Here is a 21,855-nt window from a genome sequence, read left to right on the forward strand (position 1 = left end):
GCGCAGGCCGGTGGCCGCCGGGTCCCCTCCCCCCACGTGGGGGGACCCGGCGGCCGCGCGGACTCACTTGCTGAAGTCCGGCACCAGCTTGGCGATCGCGGTCTCGGCGTCGCCCAGCCCCTCGTCCAGGGACTTCTTGCCGCCGGCGATCTGGGGCAGCTGCTCATCGAGCGGGGTCCACAGGGAGCTGTACTCCGGCAGGGCGGGGCGCGGCTGGGCGGCGGGCAGGACCGTCTGGAAGCCGGCGATGCCCGGGTCGGCCTTGACCTTGTCGGTGTAGGCGTCGTCGCGGGTCGGCAGCGTGGAGTTCTTCAGGGCGACGGTCTCCTGGGACTTCGCCGAGGTCATGAACTTCACGAACTTCAGCGACGCCTCCTGGTGGGCCTTGTCCGAGCCGGCGTACACCGACAGGTTGTGGCCGCCGGTCGGGGCGCCCGCCTTGCCGGTGGAGCCGGCCGGGACGGTGGCGATGCCGAGGTTGTTCTTGTCCTTGAAGGCGGAGCCCTTGTAGAAGTTGGTGATCTCCCACGGGCCCTGAATGATCGAGGCGACCTTGCCGCTGACGAACGCCTCCTGGATGTGGGCGTAGGCGTCGGCGGTGACGTCGGCCCTGTGCAGGCCCTTGCCCTCGAAGAGGCTCAGCCAGGTGCCGTACCCCTTCTTCGCCTCGGGCGAGTTGACGGTGATCTTCTTGCCCTCGGCGTCGACCGTGTCGGTGCCCTCGCCGTACAGGAACGGCTGCGCGTAGTACCCGGCCGTGGAGGCCCAGTAGCCGTCGGCGCCGGTCTTGTCCTTGATGGTGGCGGCGGCCTTCTTCAGGTCGTCCCAGGTCTTGGGGGCCTCGACGCCGGCCTTCTTGAAGAGTTCCTTGTTGTAGACGAAGGCGAGGGTGTCGGTGACCAGCGGGACGCCGTAGGTCTTGCCCTCGTACTCGGCCTGCTCGATCAGGTTGGGCTGGAACTTGTCCTGCTCGGCGAGGGCCTCGGTGCCGTCCAGCGGCAGGAAGAAGCCCTTCTTGGCGAAGGCGGGGGTCCAGCCGACCTCGGCACGCAGCACGTCGGGGGCGCCCTTGGAACCGGCGGCGGTGTCGAACTTGTTCTGCGCCTGGTCGAAGGGGACGTTGACGTAGTTGACCTTGACGTCCTTGTTGGCGGCCTCGAACTCCTTGACCAGGGCCTTGTAGGTCGGCGCCTCGTTGGTCGCGTTCGAGGTGTCCCAGTACGTGATGGTGACCGGTCCGCCCGACTCGCTGTCGCTGTCGCCGTCCCCGCCGCACGCCGTCGCCGCGAGGGCGAGGGAAGCCACCAGAGCGGTGGCCGCTATGCCACGCCGCATGAGTTCTCCTTGAGGGTGAAAGCCCGTGTGGTGCAGGGTGCGGGCCCGTCCGCCGCTCCTGCCGACACCGACCGCGTCGTTGCCGCCGTCGGGCGACGTGAACGTAACAGCGCTGCAAGCTCCGCGAAAGGGCTTGCAGCAAAAAAGTGCAAGAGATCTCCGAAGTTATCCGTGCGTGACCTCCTGGCGACCGTCATGAGACGCTTGTTTACGGGGGCCGAGCGGTATCGGGCCGGTTGTGCAAGACTCTGCAAGCTCTTGCCGCCACTTTCTCGAGGGAGCGCGATGACGCAGCAGCCCGCGCCGGGCCGTCCAACAGGCCGTGCACGGCGCCCGATCGGTGTGCAAGGCGGCGGCCGACAGGTACAGTCCACCCCTGTGACCACACGGCTTGCCGACATCGCCGCCCAGGCGGGGGTGAGCGAAGCGACGGTCAGCCGCGTCCTCAACGGGAAGCCGGGCGTCGCCGCCACCACCCGACAGTCCGTACTCGCCGCCCTCGACGTCCTGGGCTACGAGCGCCCCGTGCGACTGCGGCAGCGCAGCGAGGGCCTGGTCGGCCTGATCACGCCGGAGCTGGAGAACCCGATATTCCCGGCGCTGGCCCAGGTCATCGGCCAGGCGCTGACGCGTCAGGGCTACACGCCGGTCCTCGCCACCCAGACCCCGGGCGGTTCCACGGAGGACGAGCTGACCGAGATGCTGGTCGACCGCGGGGTCGCCGGCATCATCTACGTCTCAGGTCTGCACGCCGACACCACCGCCGACATGCAGCGCTACGAACGGTTGCGCGCACAGGGCGTGCCGTTCGTCCTCGTCGACGGTTTCTCGTCGAAGGTGCAGGCGCCGTTCATCTCCCCCGACGACCGCGCCGCGATGAGCCTCGCGGTCACGCACCTCGTCTCGCTCGGCCACACCCGCATCGGGCTGGCCCTCGGCCCGAAGCGGTTCGTGCCGGTGCAGCGCAAGATCGAGGGCTTCGTCCGCACGATCCAGGACCAACTGGATCTGAGTGCCGAGACCGTGGAGACGGATCTCGTCCAGCACTCCCTCTACACCCTGGAGGGCGGCCAGGCGGCGGCCACCGCCCTCATCGAGCGGAACTGCACGGCGGTGGTCTGCGCCAGCGACATGATGGCGCTGGGCGCGATACGGGCGGCCCGGCAGCGGGGCCTGGACGTGCCCAAGGACTTCTCGGTCGTCGGCTTCGACGACTCACCGCTGATCGCCTTCACCGACCCGCCGCTGACGACCGTCCGCAAGCCGGTCCCGGCGATGGGGCAGGCGGCGGTGCGCACGCTGCTGGAGGAGATCGGCGGAACGCCCGCGCCGCACAGTGAGTTCGTGTTCATGCCGGAGCTGGTGGTACGCGGCTCGACGGCGTCGGCGCCGGGCGAGCGCAACCGGTAGCCCTGGCCCCTACCCCGCGAGGTGGCCGGATGCGGCCCGGATCCGACTGGGGGATGATCGGTGGGAGAGGGCTTTTCTGGCAGACTTCATGCCTATGGGTGACGCGACCGTGAGGACTCCGGAACGCCTGGGAGAGGGCGTTCCGCACCCCGTCACGGAGGAGACGGGGCGGGGCCCGCTGTGCCGTCTCCGCGCACCGCGCCGACCCCGGCTGTGGTTCGAGATCCTGCTGATCGCCGTCAGTTACTGGACGTACTCCCTCGTCCGGAACGCGGTACCGGAGCAGCGGACGCAGGCGCTGCGCAACGCCGACTGGATCTGGCGCGTCGAGCAGCAGCTCGGCATCGCCGTCGAGCAGTCCGTCAACCATGCCGTGAACTCGGTGACTTGGCTGGTCGTCGGCATGAACTACTACTACGCCACGTTGCACTTCGTGGTGACCCTGGGTGTGCTGGTGTGGCTGTACCGCAGCCACCCCGGGCGGTACGCGGCGACCCGGCTCGTGCTCTTCGCGACGACGGGCGTCGCCCTGGTCGGCTACTACCTGTATCCGCTCGCCCCGCCCCGCCTGATGAACGGCGGGCACTTCATCGACACGGTGATGGTCCACGAGACGTGGGGCTCGATGGCGTCCGGCGACCTGAAGAACATGTCGAACCAGTACGCGGCGATGCCGTCGATGCACATCGGGTGGTCGGTGTGGTGCGGGCTGACCATCTTCGCGCTGGCTTCCGTGCCGTGGGTGCGGGTGCTGGGGCTGGTGTATCCGGCGCTGACCCTGGTCGTGATCGTCGCCACCGCCAACCACTTCTGGCTGGACGCGGTGGGCGGGGTGCTGTGTCTGGGGTTCGGTTACATGGTGGCGGCGGCCTGGTACGGGCGCCTGCCGTACGCGTTGCCGCGGACGGTGGCGGCGCGGTGGCGGGCGTGGTCGCCCACGCGGGCGTAGGGCCGGCCGTCCCCGGACGGGCTCCGGCCCCGCGCGGCGGGACGGCTCCTCAGCTGTGCCGAGGAGGGCAGGTGACCTCCCAGGCCGCCTCGATCATCCGGAAGATCTCGTCCAGCGCGGCCTGCGGATCGGGCGCCTCGCGGGCCAGCGAATAGGCGTCGACCGCGAACCTCGCGAGCGTCCGGCAGACCGTCGTGCTCCGCGTCAGGCCGGGATCGGCGGCGATGGCCGCCGCCAGCGACTCCGCATGGCGCAGCCTCATCGACTCCTCGTACTCCCGCAGGGCGGGTGATCCGTCGACCATGCGCCGGATCGGGGCGGCGCCGTCCGCCGTGCAGTGCCGCACCAGGGCCAGGACCTCGCGGCGCAGCGCGGGGACGAGCGGCTCGTGCGGCGCCCGGTCGGTGACCGCCCGCGTGAGGCGATGCTCGAAGTCCTGGTCCTGCTCGAACACCAGGGCCTCTTTCGAGGCGAAGTGGGAGAAGAGCGTGGTGACGGCCACGTCGGCCTCGGCGGCCACGTCCCGGATGCCCACCGCGTCGTAGCCGCGTTCCAGGAAGAGCCGCAGGGCGGCGTCGGCGATCTTCTGGCGGGTCGCTGCCTTCTTGCGCTCCCGGCGCCCGGTCGGCACGGTCATGCGCTGACACTACCAAATGCAAAGGTGTAACCGTTTCGAAAACCTAACCGTTAGTGCTACGGTCGCCGACATGAAGAAAGTGAGCTTCGCCGAGTTCGGCGGTCCGGACGTCCTGCGACTCGTGGACGCCGAGGAGCCCCATGCCGGCCCCGGCCAGGTACGCGTCGCCGTGCGGGCGGCGGGCGTCAACCCCGTCGACTGGCGGGTCCGTGAAGGCCAGATGCTGAAGGCCCATCCGATCGAGTTGCCCGCCGGGGTCGGGCTGGACGCGTCGGGGGTGGTGGACGAGGTCGGCGAGGGCGTCGAAGGCGTCGAGGTCGGCGACCACGTGTTCGGTGAGGGTTCGAGCACCTATGCCGAGTACGCCGTGCTGGGGGCCTGGGCCCGGATGCCCGAAGGGCTGACGTTCGAAGAGGCGGCCGGATACCCCTCCGTGGTGGAGACCGCGCTGCGCGTCATCCGCGAGGTCGGTGTGCGGCCCGGGCAGACGCTGCTGGTCAGCGGTGCGTCCGGGGGCGTCGGGTCGGCGGTGCTGCAGATCGCCCGCGATCGCGGCATCACGGTGATCGGCACCGCCGGGGCCGCCAACCAGGACTATCTGCGGAGCCTGGGCGCCCACGCCACGACGTACGGCGAGGGCTGGGTCGAGCGGGTGCGGGCGCTCGGCCACGTCGACGCGGCTCTCGATCTGGCCGGCTCGGGGGTGATCCGCGAGCTCGTCGAGCTGACGGGCGATCCGAGCAGGGTGGTGTCCATCGCCGACCTCGGTGCGCCGGAGTCCGGTGTCCGGTTCTCCGGCGTGGCCGGCAGCGTGCCGGACGCGCTCGCCGAGGCCGTCGGCCTCATCTCACGGGGCAGGCTCCACATCCCGGTCGAGAAGTCGTACCCGCTCGCCGAGGCCGCGGCGGCGCACATCGACAGCCAGACCGGCCACACGCGCGGCCGGCGGGTCGTGGTCGTCTGAGCCCTGGTCCGAACGACAGGCCCTAGGTGTGGGACGACAGGCCCTAGGCGTAGAACAGGTCCTCCACCACCGCCCGGGCCCGGCGGGCCGTGCGGCGGTACTCGTCGAGCATGTCGCCCGCGTGGCCCGGGCCGTGGCCCAGGTAGCGGCCGACCGCCGCCAGTTCGCGGGGGTCGGTCGGGAAGGTGTCGGCGGCCCGGCCGCGCACCAGCATCACCGCGTTGCGCACGCGCGTCGCCAGTACCCACGCCTCGTCGAGTGTCCCGGCGTTCTCCGCCGAGATCAGCCCGGCGTCGCAGGCGGCGGACAGGGCCTGGCGCGTCCGGGTGGTCCGCAGCCCCCGCTCCGCGTGCCCGTGCCGCAGCTGGAGCAGTTGCACGGTCCACTCCACGTCGGACAGCCCGCCCGGCCCCAGTTTGGCGTGCAGCTTGGGGTCCGCGCCGCGCGGCAGCCGCTCGGACTCCATCCGGGCCTTGAGCCGCCGGATCTCCCGTACCGCGTCCTCCCCGAGCCCGTCCGCCGGGAACCGCAGCGGATCGACCAGCTCGGTGAACCGGCGCCCCAGGTCCGCGTCGCCGGCGACGAACTCGGCCCGCAGCAGCGCGTGCCGCTCCCACACCAGCGACCAGCGCCGGTAGTACGCCTCGTACGACTTCAGGGTCCGCACCAGCGGGCCGGACTTGCCCTCGGGACGCAGGTCGGCGTCGATGAGGAGGGGTGGGTCGGCGCTGGGGACCTGGAGCAGGCGGCGCATCTCGGAGACGACCTTGTTCGCCGCCTCCGACGCCTCCCGTTCGTCGACCCCGTCCCGCGGCTCGTGCACGAACAACACGTCCGCGTCCGAGCCGTAGCCCAGCTCGTGCCCGCCGAACCGGCCCATGCCGATGATCGCGAACCGGGTCGGCAGCGTGTCGCCCCAGCCTTCCCGGACGACGGCCCGGAGCGTGCCCGCCAGTGTCGCCGCCGTCAGGTCGGACACGGCGCCGCCGACCAGGTCCACCAGGGCGCCCTGGTCGGCCTCGACGGGCTGCGCCTCGGTGCCGTAGGAACCGACGATGTCCGCGGCGGCCGTACGGAACAGCTCCCGGCGCCGGACCCCGCGCGCCGCCGTCACCGCCTGCACCGCGCCGTCGGCACGGCGGACCGCGGCGAGTGTCTCCTGCTCCAGCTGGAGCCGCCCCCGCGGCGCCAGCCCGCCGGCGTTGCCGTCCCCGAGCAGCGCGACGGCCTCGGGCGCCCGCATCAGCAGGTCGGGGGCGAGCCGCCCGGCGGAGAGCACCCGGGCGAGGTTCTCCGCCGCGGCACCCTCGTCCCGCAGCAGCCGCAGGTACCAGGGCGTCGTGCCGAGCGCGTCGGAGACCTTGCGGAAGTTGAGCAGGCCGGTGTCCGGGTCGGCCGAGTCGGCGAACCAGCCGAGCAGCACGGGCAGCAGGGTCCGCTGGATGGCCGCCTTGCGGGTGACACCGGACGCCAGCGCCTCCAGGTGCCTCAGCGCGGCGGCCGGGTCGGCGTACCCGAGGGCGACCATCCGCTCCCGCGCCGCCTCGGGACTCAGCCGGGCCTCGCCGGGCGCCAGCTGGGCCACGGCGTCGAGCAGCGGCCGGTAGAACAGCTTCTCGTGCAGCCGGCGTACGACGGACGCGTGCCGCTTCCACGCGCGCAGCAGCCCGGTGACCGGGTCCGTGCGCAGGCCGAGGGAGCGGCCGAGGCGCCGCAGGTCGGCCTCGTCCTCGGGGACGAGGTGGGTGCGCCGCAGCCGGTGGAGCTGGATGCGGTGCTCCATGGAACGCAGGAAGCGGTACGCCTCGTCGAGCTGGGCGGCATCCGCCCGGCCCACGTACCCGCCCGCGGCGAGGGACTCCAGCGCGTCCAGCGTCGTACCGCTGTGCAGGGACGTGTCCGACCGCCCGTGCACCAGCTGGAGCAGCTGGACGGCGAACTCGACGTCCCTGAGCCCTCCCGGACCCAGTTTCAGCTGCCGGTCGACCTCGGCGACGGGGATGGTCTCCACCACCCGGCGGCGCATCTTCTGCACGTCCGGGACGAAGTTCTCGCGGTCGGCGGCCTGCCACACCAGGGGCTGGAGGGCGGCCACGTACTCGGCGCCGAGCCCGGGGTCGCCGGCCACCGGGCGGGCCTTGAGCAGCGCCTGGAACTCCCAGGTCTTGGCCCAGCGCTGGTAGTAGGCGAGGTGGCTGCTGAGGGTGCGCACCAGCGGGCCGTTGCGTCCCTCCGGGCGGAGGTTGGCGTCGACGGGCCAGATGGAGCCCTCGACGGTCGTCTCGGAGCAGATCCGCATCAGGTGCGAGGCGAGCGCGGTCGCGGCCCGCATCGCCCTGGCCTCGTCGGCCGCCCCGTCGGTGCCTTCCGCGGGCTCGCCCACGAAGATCACGTCCACGTCGGAGACGTAGTTCAGCTCGTGTCCGCCGCACTTGCCCATCGCGATGACCGCGAGCCGGCACAGGGCCGCGTCCTCGGGCGCGGCGGCCTCGGCCTGGGCGAGGGCGGCGCGGAGTGTGGCGGTGGCTAGGTCGGCCAGCTCGGCGGCGGTCTCGGCGACGTCGATGGTGCCGCACACGTCGCGGGCGGCGATGGACAGCAGGCAGCGCCGGTAGGCGACGCGCAGGGAGACGGGGTCGGTGGCCTCGGCGAGGCCGCGCTCGAACTCCGCCACCCCGCGGTGCAGGTCCCGCGGCTCGTAGGTGACCAGGGCCTGCCAGTCGCCGGCGTGCCGGGCGAGGTGGTCGCCGAGCGCCTCGGAGGCGCCGAGCACACCGAGGAGACGGTCGCGCAGCGGCTTGGCCGCTATCAGGGTGTCCAGCAGCTCCCGGCGGGCGGTGGGGCCGGGCTGCGCCTCCAGGAGTCGGACCAGGCCGTGCAGGGCGAGGTCCGGGTCGGCGGTGGCGCCCAGCGCCTCCAGCAGGACCGGGTCGCTGCGGACCGGTGCCAGCTCCACGCCCTCCAGCAGCCGCTCGGCGGCCGAGGGATCGGTGAAGCCGTGCCGCAGCAGCCGTGTGAAGGTACTGCTCCTGCGCCCCGGCGCCGTCATCTCGGTCTCCTGTCGGACCTGTGGGATCAAGGTCGTACGGCCTGAGCGTAACCGGGGAGCAGCGCGCGGGCGCCGGGGCGTACCGCTCTCGCTCCCCGTTCCCGGCCTCCGGTGGACCGCTCCACACTCGTACGATATCTTGTACAAGCCGCGAAGGGAGGCACCGGTATGTCCATTACCGCAAGCGAAGCCCGTCAGAACCTGTTCCCCCTGATAGAGCAGGTCAACGAGGACCACGCCCCGGTGCACATCACCTCCCGCAAGGGAAACGCCGTGCTCATGTCCGAGGAGGACTTCACGGCCTGGACGGAGACGGTGCACCTCCTGCGCTCCCCCAAGAACGCCCGCCGCCTGCTCGATTCCATCGCCGAGGCCGAGTCCGGCGGCGCACGGCGGCGTGAGCTGATCGATCCGGACGCGGAGCGCACGTGAAGATCACTTTCACGTCGCACGGCTGGGAGGACTACGTCCACTGGGCCGAGAGCGACCGGAAGGTGACCAAGCGGATCAACAAACTGATCACCGACATCACACGTGACCCGTTCAAGGGCATCGGCAAGCCTGAGCCCCTGAAGGGCGACCTGTCGGGCTACTGGTCACGACGCATCGACGACACACACCGTCTGGTGTACAAGCCCGTCGATGGCGTGCTGGTCATCGTGCAGGCGCGGTACCACTACTGACAGATGCCGACAGAACCGACATCACGACATCGTGCTCGACAAGGACGTCGAAGGAGCCATGCCATGGACTTCACGCTCGAAGTGATCCCGCTGCCCGTGACCGACATCGACCGGTCCCGGGACTTCTACCGGGACAAGGTCGGCTTCCACGTCGACATCGACCAGGAGGTCATGCCGGGGATGCGCATCGTCCAGCTGACGCCGCCCGGCTCGGGTTGCTCCATCGCCCTCGGCGAGGCCATCTGGGACATGGCCGAAGGCCAGACCGCGCCGGCCCCCGGCACGTACCAGGGGCTTCAGCTGTGCGTCACCGACATCAAGGCGGCCCACGCGGAGCTGGTGGGGCGCGGCCTGGAGGTCTCCGAGCCGGTGCAGTACGCGCCGGACGACGGCGCCACGTTCATGTACTTCAAGGACCCGGACGGTAACGGCTGGGCGGTCCAGGAGTACCGCCGCCGGGCGACGGAGCCGCTGCACCAGCTGCTGGCGGACCAGCAGCGGCAGGGCTAGGGCCTGTCCGCCGGACTGGCCCCCTAGTGGGCCGTTCGGATCAGCCGGTCTCCCGCCACCGGTTGGTGATCGGGAGCCGGCGGTCCTTGCCGAAGCCCTTCGGCGAGATCTTGGTGCCCGGCGGGTACTGGCGCCGCTTGTACTCCGCGGTGTCGACCATGCGCAGCGTCTTCGTCACCAGCTCCCGGTCGTACCCGGCGGCCACGATCTCGTCCGCGCCCCGGTCCCGGTCGACGTACAGCTCGAGGATCGCGTCCAGCACCGGGTAGTCCGGCAGCGAGTCCGTGTCGACCTGGCCCGGGCGCAGCTCCGCGCTCGGCGGCTTGGTGATCGAGTTCTCGGGGATCGGCGGGGCCTGACCGCGGGATTCGGCCGCCCGGTTGCGCCACTCGGCGAGGCGGAAGACGGACGTCTTGTACACGTCCTTGATGGGCCCGTACGCGCCGACCGAGTCGCCGTACAGCGTCGAGTACCCCACCGCCAGCTCCGACTTGTTGCCGGGCGCGAGCACGAGGTGGCCCTCCTGGTTGGAGATGGCCATCAGCAACGTCCCGCGCAGCCGCGACTGGAGGTTCTCCTCCGCCAGCCCGGTCAGGTCCAGCGAGCCCATGTACGCGTCGAACATCGGCTCGATCGCCACGGTGCGGTAGTTCAGTCCGGTGCGCCGCGCCATCTCCGCCGCGTCGTCCCTGGAGTGCCCGGAGGAGTACTTGGACGGCATGGAGACGCCGTACACGTTCTCCGCGCCGACCGCGTCGCAGGCGATCGCCGCGACCAGCGCGGAGTCGATGCCTCCGGACAGTCCGATCAGCACCGAGCGGAAGCCGTTCTTCGCGACGTAGGCCCGCAGTCCGACGACGAGCGCCGAGTAGACCTCCTCGTCGTCGTCCAGCCGCTCCGCGTACCCGCCGGACAGCTCCGGCGGGTAGGCCGGCACCGGCTCCTCGGACAGCACGACCCGGTCGACGCGCAGCCCGTCGTCCACGACGCCCGTCGGCGCGTCCGGGTCGGCGGCCGGCAGATCCAGGTCGACGACCACGCAGCCCTCGGAGAACTGCGGCGCCCGCGCCACGACCTCCCCGTCCCGGTCGACCACGATCGAGTCACCGTCGAAGACCAGCTCGTCCTGCCCGCCGGTCATCGCCAGGTAGGCGGTCGTGCACCCGGCCTCCCGGGCGCGCCCGCGCACCAGTTCCAGCCGGGTGTCGTCCTTGTCGCGCTCGTACGGCGAGGCGTTGACGGAGAGCAGCAGCCCGGCCCGTGCCGAGCGCGCGGCCGGCACCCGGCCGCCGTCCTGCCACAGGTCCTCGCAGATGGCCAGCGCCACGTCGACGCCGCGCACCCGCACCACCGGCATGGTGTCGCCGGGCACGAAGTAGCGGAACTCGTCGAAGACGCCGTAGTTGGGCAGGTGGTGCTTGGCGAAGCTCAGCACCACCTCGCCGCCGTACAGCACGGCCGCCGCGTTCTGCGGGGCGCCGGCCGGCTGGCCGTACTTCGGCTGGGCGGTCGCGGAGCGGTCGAGGTAGCCGACGACCACCGGCAGCGTGCCGAAGCCCTCCCGCGCCAGACGCGCCGCCAGCGAGCGCAGGGCCGTGCGGGACGCCTCCACGAAGGACGGCCTGAGCGCCAGGTCCTCGACGGGGTATCCGGTCAGGACCATCTCCGGGAACGCCACCAGGTGCGCTCCCTGCTCGGCCGAGTGCCGGGTCCAGCGGACGACCGACTCCGCGTTCGAGGCGATGTCGCCGACACACGAGTCGATCTGGTTCAGGGCGAGTCGTAGTTGAGGCACGCGCACAGTGTAATCGTCAGAACGACGCGATGGGGTGGCGTGCCGGTACCCGCATGTCCGCTACTCGCCTCATGTCCGAGGCTGCGCGCCCCGCTCCGCCAGCAGGTCCGTCATCAGCCGGATCTCCGACTCCTGCGACTCCACCATCCCCCGCGCCAGCCGTTTCTCCACCCCGACCGTGCACTTGTCGGCGCACCCCTGGGCCATGTGGACGCCGCCCTTGTGATGCTCGGTCATGAGCTGGAGGTAGTAGACCTCCGCCCGCTTCCCGTCGAGCGTGGCCAGCTTCTCCATCTCGGCGTCGGTGGCCATCCCCGGCATCAGCGAGCCCTCCCCCGCCGACGGCATGTCGCCCATGCCCATCCAGGTCATCGGCGGGTCGGACGACACCTTCGGCAGCCCCCACAGGTCGAGCCAGCCGATCATCATGCCCCGCTGGTTGGCCTGGGTCTGCGCGATGTCGTACGCGAGGCGCCGCACCTCCTCGTCCTTCGTGCGGTCGCGCACGATGTACGACATCTCCACGGCCTGCTGGTGGTGCACCGACATGTCCCGCGCGAACCCGGCGTCCGCGGAGTCGGCCGACGGGACCCGGCCCGCGCCGTCGTCCCCGGCGACGGCGTAGGTGATGCCGCCGGCCGCGACGAGGGCCGCGGCCGCGGCCCCCGTGATCCAGCCGGCCCGCCTCGGGGTCACTGCGACAGCCCGTTGGTGCACGCGGCCCCCGGCTCGGGGGTCTGCTCGCCCTGGACGAACTTCTCGAAGAACTTGTCCACGTTCGGGTCGTCGGCGCCCGTCACCGTGCGCTGGTGGCCCCAGGCGGTGAGCATGATCGGGTCCTTCTGCTTGTCGTCCGGGCTCATCAGCGAGTACGGCGTCTTCTTCACCTTCGCCGCCAGCTTCTCCACGTCGGCCTCGGGCGCCTTGTCGGTGTACGTCACCCAGACGGCGCCGTGCTCCAGCGAGTGCACCGCGTTCTCGTTCTCCAGCGGCTTGGTGTAGACGTCACCGTTGCAGTTCATCCAGACCTGGTTGTGGTCGCCGCCCACCGGGGGCTCGGCCGGATAGGACACCTTCTTGGTGACGTGGTTGCGGGACAGGTCCCCCTTCCAGGTCCGCACCCCGTCCTCCCCGGCGACGAACTTGCCGGAGGTCTTGCCGTCCGACGCCGTGGCGTCGTCGGAGTCGCCGGACTGCGACCGGACGAGGACGACCCCGCCGACGACGAGACCGGCGACGACCACGGCGCTGACCGCGATGGTGAGGATCCGGTTCCGGCGGTCGCGGGCCTCCTCGGCGCGCCGCATCTCGGCTATGCGTGTCTGTCGCGCCGTGTTGCTGCTCTTCTTGGCGGAACCCATGGGGTGTGCCCTTCTGGGAAAAGGGGGGCGGTGGAGTCCGCTGATCGTAAGGGCGGAGGAGGGCTGAATCGTAGGGAGATCACAGGATCCGTCGCGGTGGGAGTCCAGGAATGGCCCGATCGAACAGGTGGCCTCTACGCTGCGGGGAGAGCCGGTGGGCCGATCGAGGCCCGCAACGCGTACGAAACCGTGCTGTGGTGTGATGCTCAGGTGCAGGGCCGCCTCCCGCCGTACCGGAGACAGGCGGCCTGACCAGCGAGGATGGGGAAGCGGAAGATGGACAAGCAGCAGGAGTTCGTGATCCGGACGCTGGAGGAGCGCGACATCCGGTTCGTACGCCTGTGGTTCACGGACGTACTGGGCTTCCTCAAGTCCGTCGCCGTGGCCCCGGCCGAGCTGGAGCAGGCCTTCGACGAGGGCATCGGCTTCGACGGCTCCGCGATCGAGGGCTTCGCCCGGGTCTACGAGTCCGACATGATCGCCAAGCCGGACCCCTCCACCTTCCAGGTCCTGCCCTGGCGCGCGGAGGCCCCCGGCACGGCCCGCATGTTCTGCGACATCCTCATGCCGGACGGTTCCCCGTCCTTCGCCGACCCGCGCTACGTCCTCAAGCGCACCCTGGCCCGCACCTCCGACCTGGGCTTCACCTTCTACACCCACCCGGAGATCGAGTTCTTCCTGCTGAAGGACAAGCCCGTCGACGGGACGGTCCCCACCCCCGCCGACAACTCCGGCTACTTCGACCACACCCCGCAGAACATCGGCATGGACTTCCGCCGCCAGGCGATCACCATGCTGGAGTCGATGGGCATCTCGGTGGAGTTCTCCCACCACGAGGGCGCCCCCGGCCAGCAGGAGATCGACCTCCGCTACGCCGACGCGCTCTCCACGGCCGACAACATCATGACCTTCCGCCTGGTCATGAAGCAGGTCGCGCTGGAGCAGGGCCTCCAGGCCACCTTCATGCCGAAGCCGTTCTCGGAGTACCCGGGCTCGGGCATGCACTCGCACCTCTCGCTCTTCGAGGGCGACCGCAACGCGTTCTACGAATCGGGCGCCGAGTACCAGCTCTCCAAGGTCGGCCGCTCCTTCATCGCGGGCCTGCTGCGGCACGCGGCGGAGATCTCGGCGGTCACCAACCAGTGGGTGAACAGCTACAAGCGCATCTGGGGCGGCAGCGAGCGCACGGCGGGCGCCGGCGGCGAGGCCCCTTCCTACATCTGCTGGGGCCACAACAACCGCTCGGCCCTGGTCCGCGTCCCCATGTACAAGCCCGGCAAGACCGGCTCGGCCCGCGTCGAGGTCCGCTCCATCGACTCCGGCGCCAACCCGTACCTGACCTACGCCGTCCTCCTCGCCGCCGGTCTCAAGGGCATCGAGGAGGGCTACGAACTCCCGCCGGGCGCCGAGGACGACGTCTGGGCCCTGTCCGACTCGGAACGCCGCGCGCTGGGCATCGAGCCCCTCCCCCAGAACCTCGGCGAGGCCCTCGCCCTGATGGAACGCAGCGACCTGGTCGCCGAGACCCTCGGCGAGCACGTCTTCGATTTCTTCCTCCGCAACAAGCGGCAGGAGTGGGAGGAGTACCGCTCGCAGGTCACCGCGTTCGAGCTGCGGAAGTCGCTGCCGGTGCTGTAGGGCGGATCCGCGGGCGCGTCCCGCTGTCATGACAGAGGGGCCGACGGTCGACTGACCGCCGGCCCCGACGTGTTACTCCCCCCGAGCCGGTCTTCGAGCCGGGACCGACCCCGAAAATCCCTCGGACCTGCACACCGTTCATCACTCGGTCGCACGGAAAGGGCGTGGTGGAGGCGGATCGGGCCGACCGCGCCCGTCGCGGCCCCGGGGAGGCCCCTGTACCGGCGGGTAGCGTGAAGACGCGAGCTCTTTCCCTGACCGCATGGGCACACTGATGGATGCGGAGACGCCGGGAACGGCCCCTCAACAGCACACGGATAGTCGGCCGTTCACCAGCGTGCTTTGATCGGTGCGCGGCACGCCGGCGATCGGTTCCGGACTCCCCCAACTCCGCGTTCCGGGCGTGCGTGCCTCACCGCTCCCATTTCGTTCGCACGAAAGGAAAGACCTGTCATGAACCTCGTCCCCCAGGTCGAAACTGCTGAAATCTCCGACGCGGACCTGGACCAGGTGTCCGGCGGCAACATCGGCATCGACGCCGGCACGGCCGTCATAACGTCCGGTGGCGCCGTCGGCACCGGTCTCTACGCGGAGGCCGGCCCGTTCGCCCTCGGTGCCGGTGCCGGCGCCTCCGCGTCGCTCGGCGGCGCTTCGGCGCAGGGCCACGCGCACACGACCATGGTCTGAGCCGCACGACTGACGCGCGCGTGAAGCCCCGGACCACTGCGTCCGGGGCTTCTCACGTGCCGGTGCCCGCCACGAACGCCGCCCACATGGCCGGGGCCACGGCGAGGCGGGGGCCGTCGGGGCGCTTGGAGTCGCGGACGTGGACGGTGGCGGGGGTTATCGCGACCTCTACGCAGTCGTTGGGGTTGCTGCTGTCGCTGTAGCTGCTCTTGAACCAGGTCAGGTCGGCGACGTCTCCGGACGCGTCCATGCGGCTCATGTCTCCCCCAGCAGTTGTTCGATGAAAGCCAGTGATTCCCGGGCGGTCAGCGCCTCGGCCCGGATAATGCCATAGCGCAGTTCGAGGATTCGCAGCAGTCGTGGGTCGGTGACCGGACGGTTGCCGAACTCGTCGTCGGCCCGGCCGACCGCCGTGCCGTCGCCGAACTTGAGCACCTGAATCCGTCCTCCCGTACCCGGGTGATCGCCGCGAGACGTCGGCATCACCTGGACCTCGACGTGCCGCAACCGCGCCACCTCCAGCAGATGCTCGAGCTGCCTGCGCAGCACCATCTTGCCCCCGACGGGACGCCTCAGAGTCACCTCTTCCTGGACAAAGCTGAGTTCCGGGGCGGGGGCCCGATCGAAAATCGCCCTGCGGGCCATCCGCGCGGCGACCGCCCTCTCCAACTCCTCCTCCGTCAGCGCCGGCCGCCGCGTGCCCAGCAGGGCGCGGGCGTACTCCTCGGTCTGGACGAGGCCGTGCAGGTTGTGGCTGCCGTACGAAAGCGACTCGACCGCGCGCGCCTCCATCTTCGCCAGGTCCCGCACGTACTTCGGATATCGGACCTTCTTCACGTCCTCCCAAGTCGCGGCAATGAGCCCACCTGCCGCCAGCACCTCGTCGGCCCGCTCCAGATACTCCCGCCGCGGAATCCGCTTACCGCCCTCGACCTTGTAGACCAGGTCCTCCCCGTACCCCACCGCCGTCCCGAACTCGGCCGCCCGCATCCCCGCCGCCTCGCGCCGCAGCTTCAGCTGCCGCCCCACGGTGGCGATGACCGCCACGCCCCACTCGTCGTCCGGGTCGACCTCCCAACCCGGCTCGTCCGCCCCACCGTCCACCGACATCCGCACCCCTCCGCCGTACGCGTCGTATCGCGACGTGCGTCACGGTAGACGGACGATCGTCGCCACGGTGGCGGGATGCTGCCCCCGTCACCCCGACGTGGGGCGCGGTCCTCAGCGGCGCGCCGTCTCCACGGCCTCCGGCACGTGCCCGGCGACCACGCGTTCCCGCCCGGTGACCGGAGCGGCGGCGGCCCGCCGCCGGTCCACGGCGTAGGCCGCGCCCGCGACCGCCACGCCGAGCACCGCCAGCCCCGCGCCCGCCGTCGCCGGGGACGTGGCGCCGAAGCCCGCCGCGAGGGCGAGGCCGCCGATCCAGGCGCCGCCGGCGTTGGCGAGGTTGAAGGCGGCCTGGTTGGCGGAGGAGGCCAGGGAGGGGGCCGCGGCGGCCTTCTCCATGACCATCAGCTGGAGCGGGGAGCCGGTGACGAAGGCGGCCATGCCGAGCAGGGCCACCGCTGCGGCCGCGCTGACCTCCGTGCGCATCAGGAGCGGGAAGAGGGCGAGGACCACGACCAGTGAGGCGAGGCCGCCGAAGAGGGTGCCCCGGAGGGAGTGGTCGGCCAGGCGGCCGCCCAGCAGGTTGCCCGCGGTGGCGCCGACTCCGAAGAGGGCCAGCAGCAGCGTCACGCCGGCCTCGGCGAATCCGGCGGCGTCCGTGAGCATCGGCGTGATGTAGCTGTACGCGGAGAAGAGCGCGCCGAAGCCCGCCACCGTCGTGCCGAGCGCCAGCCAGACGGGCAGGGAGCGCAGGGCGGCCAGTTCGCCGCGCAGGCCCGTGGCGGGGGCGGGGGCGTTCTCGCGCGGGATCAGCGCGACGAGCGCCGCTATCGCCGCGACGCCGATGGCGCTCACGCCGAGGAAGGTCGCCCGCCAGCCGAGTTGCTGGCCCATGGCGGTGGCGGCGGGGACGCCGACGATGTTGGCGACGGTCAGGCCCAGGAACATCAGGGAGACGGAGCGGGCCTTGCGTTCCGGCGCGACCATGCCGGTGGCGACCACCGCGCCGACGCCGAAGAAGGCACCGTGCGGCAGGCCGCTGACGAAGCGGGCGGCCAGGAGGGAGCCCTCGCCGGGCGCGACGGCCGACAGGGCGTTTCCGATCACGAACAGCGCCATCAGGGCGATGAGGACCGTGCGGCGGGACATCCGCGCGGTCGCCGCGGCGAGCAGCGGTGCGCCGATGACGACGCCGAGCGCGTAGGCCGAGACCAGGTGGCCTGCGGCGGGGATCGAGATGTGCAGGTCGTCCGCGACTTCGGGCAGCAGGCCCATCATCACGAACTCGGTCGTACCGATGCCGAAGGCGCCCACGGCAAGGGCGAGCAGGGCCAGGGGCATGAAGGGTCTCGCCTTTCGAGAGCGGAGGTGCGTACGGGACTTCTTCGCTATGTTCCCGTACGGAACAAAGCCTCTCAGGCCGAGTATTCCGTGAGGTGACGCGTGGGTTTCCGGCAGTCGCCCATACGGGGCTGACCAGGGACTTTCAGGACTCCGCTGTGTCGACCCTCACACGCGCGGCGATCGGGAGGTGGTCGCTGCCGGTCGCCGGGAGGGTCCAGCTGGTCGTCGGTTCCACGCCGCTGACCAGGATCTGGTCGATGCGGGCCATCGGGAAGGACGCCGGCCAGCTGAAGCCGAAGCCGTCGCCCACCGCGCCCTGGGGGGAGCGCATCTGGGAGGTGATCGCGGTGAGGGCGCGGTCGTTCATGGTGCCGTTGAGGTCGCCGAGCAGGATCTTGCGGGGCAGCTTCTCGTCGGCGATGGCCTCGCCGAGGGCCTCGGCGCTCTTGTCCCGCTGCCGGGCGGTGAAACCGGCCTCCAGCTTCACCCGTACGGAGGGCAGGTGGGCGACGTACACGGCGACCGGCCCGGACGGGGTGGCGACGGTGGCGCGCATCGCGCGCTTCCAGCCCAGTTCGATGTCGACCGCCTTCACGCCGCTGAGCGGGTACTTGCTCCACAGCCCGACGGTGCCGACGACCGCGTGATGGGGGTACTTCGCCGCGAGCGCCTTCTCGTACGTCGGTACGGCGGACGCCTTCAGTTCCTCCAGGGCCATCACGTCCGCGCCGGCGGCGGCCACGGCGCGGGCGGTGCCGGCCGGGTCGGCGTTGTCGGCGTTGACGTTGTGCGTGGCCACCGTGAGGTCGCCGCCGGTGCCCGTCTTGTCGAAGAGCAGGCCGCCGAAGAGGTTGAACCACACGGAAATCGGCAGCAGGAGCGCGATCAGCGCCGTCGCCGACTTGCGGGCGAGGGCGATCACCAGGAGCACCGGGACCAGCAGGCCGAACCAGGGCAGGAAGGTCTCCGTGAGGCTGCCGAGGTTGCCGATGGCGTTCGGGATGCGCGAGTGGCCCGCCATGACGACGGCCAGGACGGCGGCCACCGCCGCGGTGATCAGGCCCCGGCGCCAGATCCGCGGGTCTCCGCGCCAGCCGGTGACCGCCCGGTCGAACAGGCGCCGAATCCGGGTCTCCCGGCGCTCGGGCCCCGAGCCGCCGCTGTCCGTCTCCGTCATGTACGCCTGCTGCGCCATACCGTCGCCTCACAACCTGCCGTGCAACACCGTCGCCCCCTGTGACTCAGCACCCTAGGGGATGATCGGTTCCGAACCCGCCGTCCCGTGACGGCCGTACTGGCACGAGGACGTACGAGTCGGCGTCCGGAGTTCCGAACAGCGCCGACCCGGGCCGCTCTGTGACACAACGAGCACATTCGCCCCCTCCCCTCCCCCCGGGTGCGGTCCATGCCGAGGGTCCCCTAGCCGCCGGGACGCACGAGGTGCCACCATGGAAGGGATCCGGGGACACCGTCAGGGTGCCTCGAGATGACATGAAGGAGCCGTTGCCATGACGCAGCTTTCGGCTGCCCCGACGCCTCAGCGCAAGCCCTCCGACGGGAGCAAGGCGCTGTACGGGGGCAAGAGCAACCGTCGTATCACCGTCCGGGACATCACCGCCGCCAAGGAGCGCGGCGAGAAGTGGCCCATGCTCACCGCCTACGACGCGATGACCGCGTCCGTCTTCGACGAGGCCGGCATCCCGGTCATGCTCGTCGGCGACTCCGCGGGCAACTGCCACCTCGGCTACGACACGACCGTGCCGGTCACGCTGGACGAGATGACGATGCTCTCGGCCGCGGTCGTCCGGGGCACCAGTCGCGCCCTGATCGTCGGCGACCTGCCCTTCGGTTCCTACCAGGAGGGTCCGGTGCAGGCGCTGCGCTCGGCGACCCGGCTGGTGAAGGAGGCGGGGGTCGGGGCGGTCAAGCTGGAGGGCGGTGAGCGGTCGCACGAGCAGATCCGGCTGCTCGTCGAGTCCGGCATCCCCGTGATGGCGCACATCGGCCTCACCCCGCAGTCCGTCAACGTCATGGGCTACCGCGTGCAGGGCCGGGGCGAGGAGGCGGCCCAGCAGCTGCTGCGCGACGCCAAGGCGGTGCAGGACGCGGGCGCCTTCGCGGTCGTCCTGGAGCTGGTGCCGGCCGAGCTGGCCGCCGAGGTGACGCGGACACTGCACATCCCGACGGTCGGCATCGGCGCGGGTCCGGACACGGACGCGCAGGTGCTGGTGTGGACCGACATGCTCGGGCTGACCGGCGGCCGGATGCCGAAGTTCGTCAAGCAGTACGCCGACCTGCGCCAGGTCATCGGCGACGCGGCGAAGTCCTTCGCCGAGGACGTCGTCGGCGGAACGTTCCCGCAGGAGGAGCACGCGTTCTGATGCGCCTGAGCCGGCGCCGCTCTCGCGGAGCTGGTTGCTCGCCGTCGTGGTTCCTCAATTGATGGTTGCGGTGCTTGTCGGTGAGTTGTCGGTGTTGTCGGCACTGATGTCGGTGGGCTGTCGGTGATATGTCGGCAGCCCCTGACAACGTCATCTGCATGAAGCAAATCGATGGCAACCCCCCGACCATCGCGGGCAGCGCGGTCACCGTGCGGGGGCTGGTCAAGCACTACGGCGAGACCAAGGCACTGGACGGCGTCGACCTGGATGTGCGCGAGGGCACCGTGATGGGTGTGCTCGGGCCGAACGGGGCCGGCAAGACCACCCTCGTCCGCATCCTGTCCACCCTCATCACGCCGGACTCCGGCCAGGCGCACGTCGCCGGCTACGACGTCGTACGGCAGCCGCGGCAGCTGCGGCGGGTGATAGGACTCACCGGGCAGTACGCGTCCGTGGACGAGAAGCTCCCCGGCTGGGAGAACCTCTACATGATCGGCCGGCTGCTCGACCTGTCCCGCGGGGACGCCCGCGCCCGGGCCGACGAACTGCTGGAGCGGTTCTCGCTCACCGAGGCCGGCAAGCGGCCCGCGGCCACGTACTCGGGCGGCATGCGGCGGCGGCTGGACCTGGCGGCCTCCATGATCGGGCATCCGGCGGTCCTCTACCTCGACGAGCCCACCACCGGCCTGGATCCGCGCACCCGCAACGAGGTGTGGGACGAGGTCAAGCGCATGGTCGGCGACGGTGTCACCGTGCTGCTCACCACCCAGTACATGGAGGAGGCCGAGCAGCTCGCCTCCGAGCTGACCGTCGTGGACCGCGGCAAGGTCATCGCGAACGGCGGCATCGAGGAGCTGAAGGCCAAGGTCGGCGGGCGCACCCTGCGCGTCCGCCCGGCCGACCCGCTCCAGCTGCGTCCGCTCGCCGCCTTCCTGGACGAGCTGGGCATCACCGGGCTCGCCAACTCCACGGTGGACGCGCAGCGCGGTGCCGTCCTGGTACCGATCCTCAGCGACGAGCAGCTGACCGCCGTGGTCGGCGCGGTCACCGCCCGCGGTGTCACGATCGCCTCCATCACCACCGAACTGCCCAGCCTGGACGAGGTCTTCCTGTCGCTCACCGGCCACCGCGCCAGCGCCCCGCAGGACCCCGCGCCCGCCGAAGCCCGCGAGGAGGTCGCCGTATGAGCGCCACCACTGTCAGTCCCGACGCCCGGATCACCCCGCGCGGGCATCTGCGGCACACCGGCGCCCTGGTCCGCCGCAACCTGCTGTGGATCCGGCAGGACCCGGAGTCGATGTTCGACGCCCTGCTGATGCCGGTCGTCTTCACCCTGCTGTTCGTGTACGTCTTCGGCGGGTCGATCGGCCAGGCCCTGGGCGGCGGGCAGGACGGCTATGTGCAGTACGTGATTCCCGGCATGATCGCGATGATGAGCATGACGCTGTCCCAGGGCGTCGGCACCGGGTTCAGCCAGGACTTCAACTCCGGTGTCATGGACCGCTTCCGGTCCCTGCCGATCGGGCGCGGCTCGGTGCTCTTCGCGAAGATCGCGGTGGAGATGCTGCGGATGCTGTTCGCGACCGCCGTACTGATGATCGTCGCGGTCCTGGTCGGCTTCGACATCCAGAGCTGGCCCGGTCTGTTCGCGGCGGTGGGCCTGTCCGCGGTGTTCGCCTCGTCGATCATGTGGGTGTTCCTCACCCTGGGCGTGATCCTGAAGAACGCGCAGTCCGTGCAGGCGATGGGATTCATGGTGCTGTTCCCGCTGCAGTTCGGTTCCTCGATCTTCGCGCCGACGCAGTCGATGCCGGGCTGGCTGCAGGCCTTCACCGACTACAACCCGCTGTCCACGCTCGCCGACGCGGCGCGTGGCCTGATGGTGGGCGGCCCGGTCGCGCACGACCTGTGGATCACGCTCGGCTGGTCGGTGGCGATCACGGCGGTGATGGCGCCGGTCGCCATCCACAAGTTCCGTACGAAGACCTGAGCCGGGTCGGACGAG

General features: G+C 71.0%; 21 protein-coding genes. 11 read left to right on the forward strand and 10 right to left on the reverse strand.

What is annotated here, in order from left to right; all coding sequences use genetic code 11:
* Positions 1 to 63 precede the first annotated feature (63 nt).
* On the reverse strand, positions 64 to 1,335 hold the full coding sequence (locus ACFW48_RS00195) for an extracellular solute-binding protein (protein ID WP_386308870.1): 1,272 nt from the start codon (positions 1,333 to 1,335) through the stop codon (positions 64 to 66).
* 378 nt (positions 1,336 to 1,713) lie between these two features.
* Between ACFW48_RS00195 and ACFW48_RS00200 the strand changes: the two genes are divergently transcribed.
* Together ACFW48_RS00200 and ACFW48_RS00205 are read left to right on the forward strand one after the other, a co-directional pair.
* A complete protein-coding gene (locus ACFW48_RS00200; protein WP_386308872.1) occupies positions 1,714 to 2,745 on the forward strand; it encodes a LacI family DNA-binding transcriptional regulator in 1,032 nt (343 codons plus the stop codon).
* A 94-nt stretch (positions 2,746 to 2,839) separates the two neighbouring features.
* Complete coding sequence (locus tag ACFW48_RS00205) at positions 2,840 to 3,694, forward strand: phosphatase PAP2 family protein (RefSeq protein WP_386308874.1); 855 nt, start codon at positions 2,840 to 2,842, stop codon at positions 3,692 to 3,694.
* 49 nt (positions 3,695 to 3,743) lie between these two features.
* Here ACFW48_RS00205 and ACFW48_RS00210 read toward each other — a convergent pair whose 3' ends face one another.
* On the reverse strand, positions 3,744 to 4,331 hold the full coding sequence (locus tag ACFW48_RS00210) for a TetR/AcrR family transcriptional regulator (protein WP_386308876.1): 588 nt from the start codon (positions 4,329 to 4,331) through the stop codon (positions 3,744 to 3,746).
* A gap of 70 nt (positions 4,332 to 4,401) precedes the next feature.
* On the opposite strand from ACFW48_RS00210, the gene ACFW48_RS00215 reads away from it, so the two are divergent.
* The gene (locus ACFW48_RS00215) at positions 4,402 to 5,295 is read left to right on the forward strand and encodes an NADP-dependent oxidoreductase (protein WP_386308878.1); all 894 of its coding nucleotides are present in this window, start codon (positions 4,402 to 4,404) and stop codon (positions 5,293 to 5,295) included.
* Positions 5,296 to 5,338: 43 nt separating this feature from the next.
* On the opposite strand, the gene ACFW48_RS00220 is transcribed toward ACFW48_RS00215, so the two are convergent.
* Positions 5,339 to 8,344: a bifunctional [glutamine synthetase] adenylyltransferase/[glutamine synthetase]-adenylyl-L-tyrosine phosphorylase gene (locus ACFW48_RS00220; protein ID WP_386308880.1), complete on the reverse strand. Its 3,006-nt coding sequence runs from the start codon at positions 8,342 to 8,344 to the stop codon at positions 5,339 to 5,341.
* Positions 8,345 to 8,512: 168 nt separating this feature from the next.
* On the opposite strand from ACFW48_RS00220, the gene ACFW48_RS00225 reads away from it, so the two are divergent.
* From ACFW48_RS00225 to ACFW48_RS00235, 3 genes are all read left to right on the forward strand, one after another.
* Positions 8,513 to 8,776 (forward strand): type II toxin-antitoxin system Phd/YefM family antitoxin, encoded by a 264-nt coding sequence (locus ACFW48_RS00225; protein WP_121746669.1) that lies wholly within the window; start codon positions 8,513 to 8,515, stop codon positions 8,774 to 8,776.
* A complete protein-coding gene (locus tag ACFW48_RS00230) occupies positions 8,773 to 9,027 on the forward strand; it encodes a Txe/YoeB family addiction module toxin (protein ID WP_386308883.1) in 255 nt (84 codons plus the stop codon). Before ACFW48_RS00225 ends, ACFW48_RS00230 begins: the two co-directional genes overlap by 4 nt.
* 63 nt (positions 9,028 to 9,090) lie before the next feature.
* Positions 9,091 to 9,537, forward strand: coding sequence for a VOC family protein (locus tag ACFW48_RS00235; RefSeq protein ID WP_386308885.1), 447 nt, complete (start codon positions 9,091 to 9,093; stop codon positions 9,535 to 9,537).
* A 40-nt stretch (positions 9,538 to 9,577) separates the two neighbouring features.
* Here the strand turns inward: ACFW48_RS00235 and ACFW48_RS00240 are convergent, their stop codons facing one another.
* The 3 genes from ACFW48_RS00240 to ACFW48_RS00250 form a co-directional block, all read right to left on the reverse strand.
* Positions 9,578 to 11,332 carry an NAD+ synthase gene (locus tag ACFW48_RS00240; RefSeq protein ID WP_386308887.1) on the reverse strand — a complete coding sequence of 585 codons (1,755 nt, stop codon included), beginning with the start codon at positions 11,330 to 11,332 and terminating at the stop codon, positions 9,578 to 9,580.
* Between the two features lie 69 nt (positions 11,333 to 11,401).
* The gene (locus ACFW48_RS00245; RefSeq protein WP_386308890.1) at positions 11,402 to 12,028 is read right to left on the reverse strand and encodes a DUF305 domain-containing protein; all 627 of its coding nucleotides are present in this window, start codon (positions 12,026 to 12,028) and stop codon (positions 11,402 to 11,404) included.
* Entirely contained in the window at positions 12,025 to 12,693 is a 669-nt protein-coding gene (locus tag ACFW48_RS00250) for a DUF3105 domain-containing protein (RefSeq protein ID WP_386308892.1), read from the reverse strand. Before ACFW48_RS00250 ends, ACFW48_RS00245 begins: the two co-directional genes overlap by 4 nt.
* Before the next feature lie 276 nt (positions 12,694 to 12,969).
* Between ACFW48_RS00250 and glnA the strand changes: the two genes are divergently transcribed.
* Together glnA and ACFW48_RS00260 are read left to right on the forward strand one after the other, a co-directional pair.
* Complete coding sequence (glnA, locus tag ACFW48_RS00255; protein WP_386308894.1) at positions 12,970 to 14,331, forward strand: type I glutamate--ammonia ligase; 1,362 nt, start codon at positions 12,970 to 12,972, stop codon at positions 14,329 to 14,331.
* 453 nt (positions 14,332 to 14,784) lie between these two features.
* Positions 14,785 to 15,018: a hypothetical protein gene (locus ACFW48_RS00260; protein ID WP_386308897.1), complete on the forward strand. Its 234-nt coding sequence runs from the start codon at positions 14,785 to 14,787 to the stop codon at positions 15,016 to 15,018.
* Positions 15,019 to 15,070: 52 nt separating this feature from the next.
* Here the strand turns inward: ACFW48_RS00260 and ACFW48_RS00265 are convergent, their stop codons facing one another.
* The 4 genes from ACFW48_RS00265 to ACFW48_RS00280 form a co-directional block, all read right to left on the reverse strand.
* Positions 15,071 to 15,277, reverse strand: coding sequence for a DUF397 domain-containing protein (locus tag ACFW48_RS00265; protein ID WP_386308899.1), 207 nt, complete (start codon positions 15,275 to 15,277; stop codon positions 15,071 to 15,073).
* Positions 15,274 to 16,128: a helix-turn-helix domain-containing protein gene (locus ACFW48_RS00270; protein WP_386308902.1), complete on the reverse strand. Its 855-nt coding sequence runs from the start codon at positions 16,126 to 16,128 to the stop codon at positions 15,274 to 15,276. Before ACFW48_RS00270 ends, ACFW48_RS00265 begins: the two co-directional genes overlap by 4 nt.
* A gap of 111 nt (positions 16,129 to 16,239) precedes the next feature.
* On the reverse strand, positions 16,240 to 17,466 hold the full coding sequence (locus ACFW48_RS00275) for an MFS transporter (RefSeq protein WP_386308905.1): 1,227 nt from the start codon (positions 17,464 to 17,466) through the stop codon (positions 16,240 to 16,242).
* 145 nt (positions 17,467 to 17,611) lie between these two features.
* Complete coding sequence (locus ACFW48_RS00280) at positions 17,612 to 18,664, reverse strand: endonuclease/exonuclease/phosphatase family protein (protein ID WP_386308908.1); 1,053 nt, start codon at positions 18,662 to 18,664, stop codon at positions 17,612 to 17,614.
* 313 nt (positions 18,665 to 18,977) lie between these two features.
* On the opposite strand from ACFW48_RS00280, the gene panB reads away from it, so the two are divergent.
* The 3 genes from panB (at position 18,978) to ACFW48_RS00295 (ending at position 21,840) form a co-directional block, all read left to right on the forward strand.
* Complete coding sequence (panB, locus tag ACFW48_RS00285) at positions 18,978 to 19,850, forward strand: 3-methyl-2-oxobutanoate hydroxymethyltransferase (RefSeq protein WP_386308911.1); 873 nt, start codon at positions 18,978 to 18,980, stop codon at positions 19,848 to 19,850.
* A gap of 158 nt (positions 19,851 to 20,008) precedes the next feature.
* Positions 20,009 to 21,037 (forward strand): ATP-binding cassette domain-containing protein, encoded by a 1,029-nt coding sequence (locus ACFW48_RS00290; protein ID WP_386308913.1) that lies wholly within the window; start codon positions 20,009 to 20,011, stop codon positions 21,035 to 21,037.
* On the forward strand, positions 21,034 to 21,840 hold the full coding sequence (locus ACFW48_RS00295) for an ABC transporter permease (RefSeq protein WP_375918879.1): 807 nt from the start codon (positions 21,034 to 21,036) through the stop codon (positions 21,838 to 21,840). The genes ACFW48_RS00290 and ACFW48_RS00295 overlap by 4 nt, the downstream gene beginning before the upstream one ends.
* Positions 21,841 to 21,855: the final 15 nt, after the last annotated feature.

Origin of the sequence: Streptomyces sp. NPDC058812, from assembly GCF_042744565.1 — a bacterium.
Classification (GTDB): domain Bacteria; phylum Actinomycetota; class Actinomycetes; order Streptomycetales; family Streptomycetaceae; genus Streptomyces; species Streptomyces thinghirensis.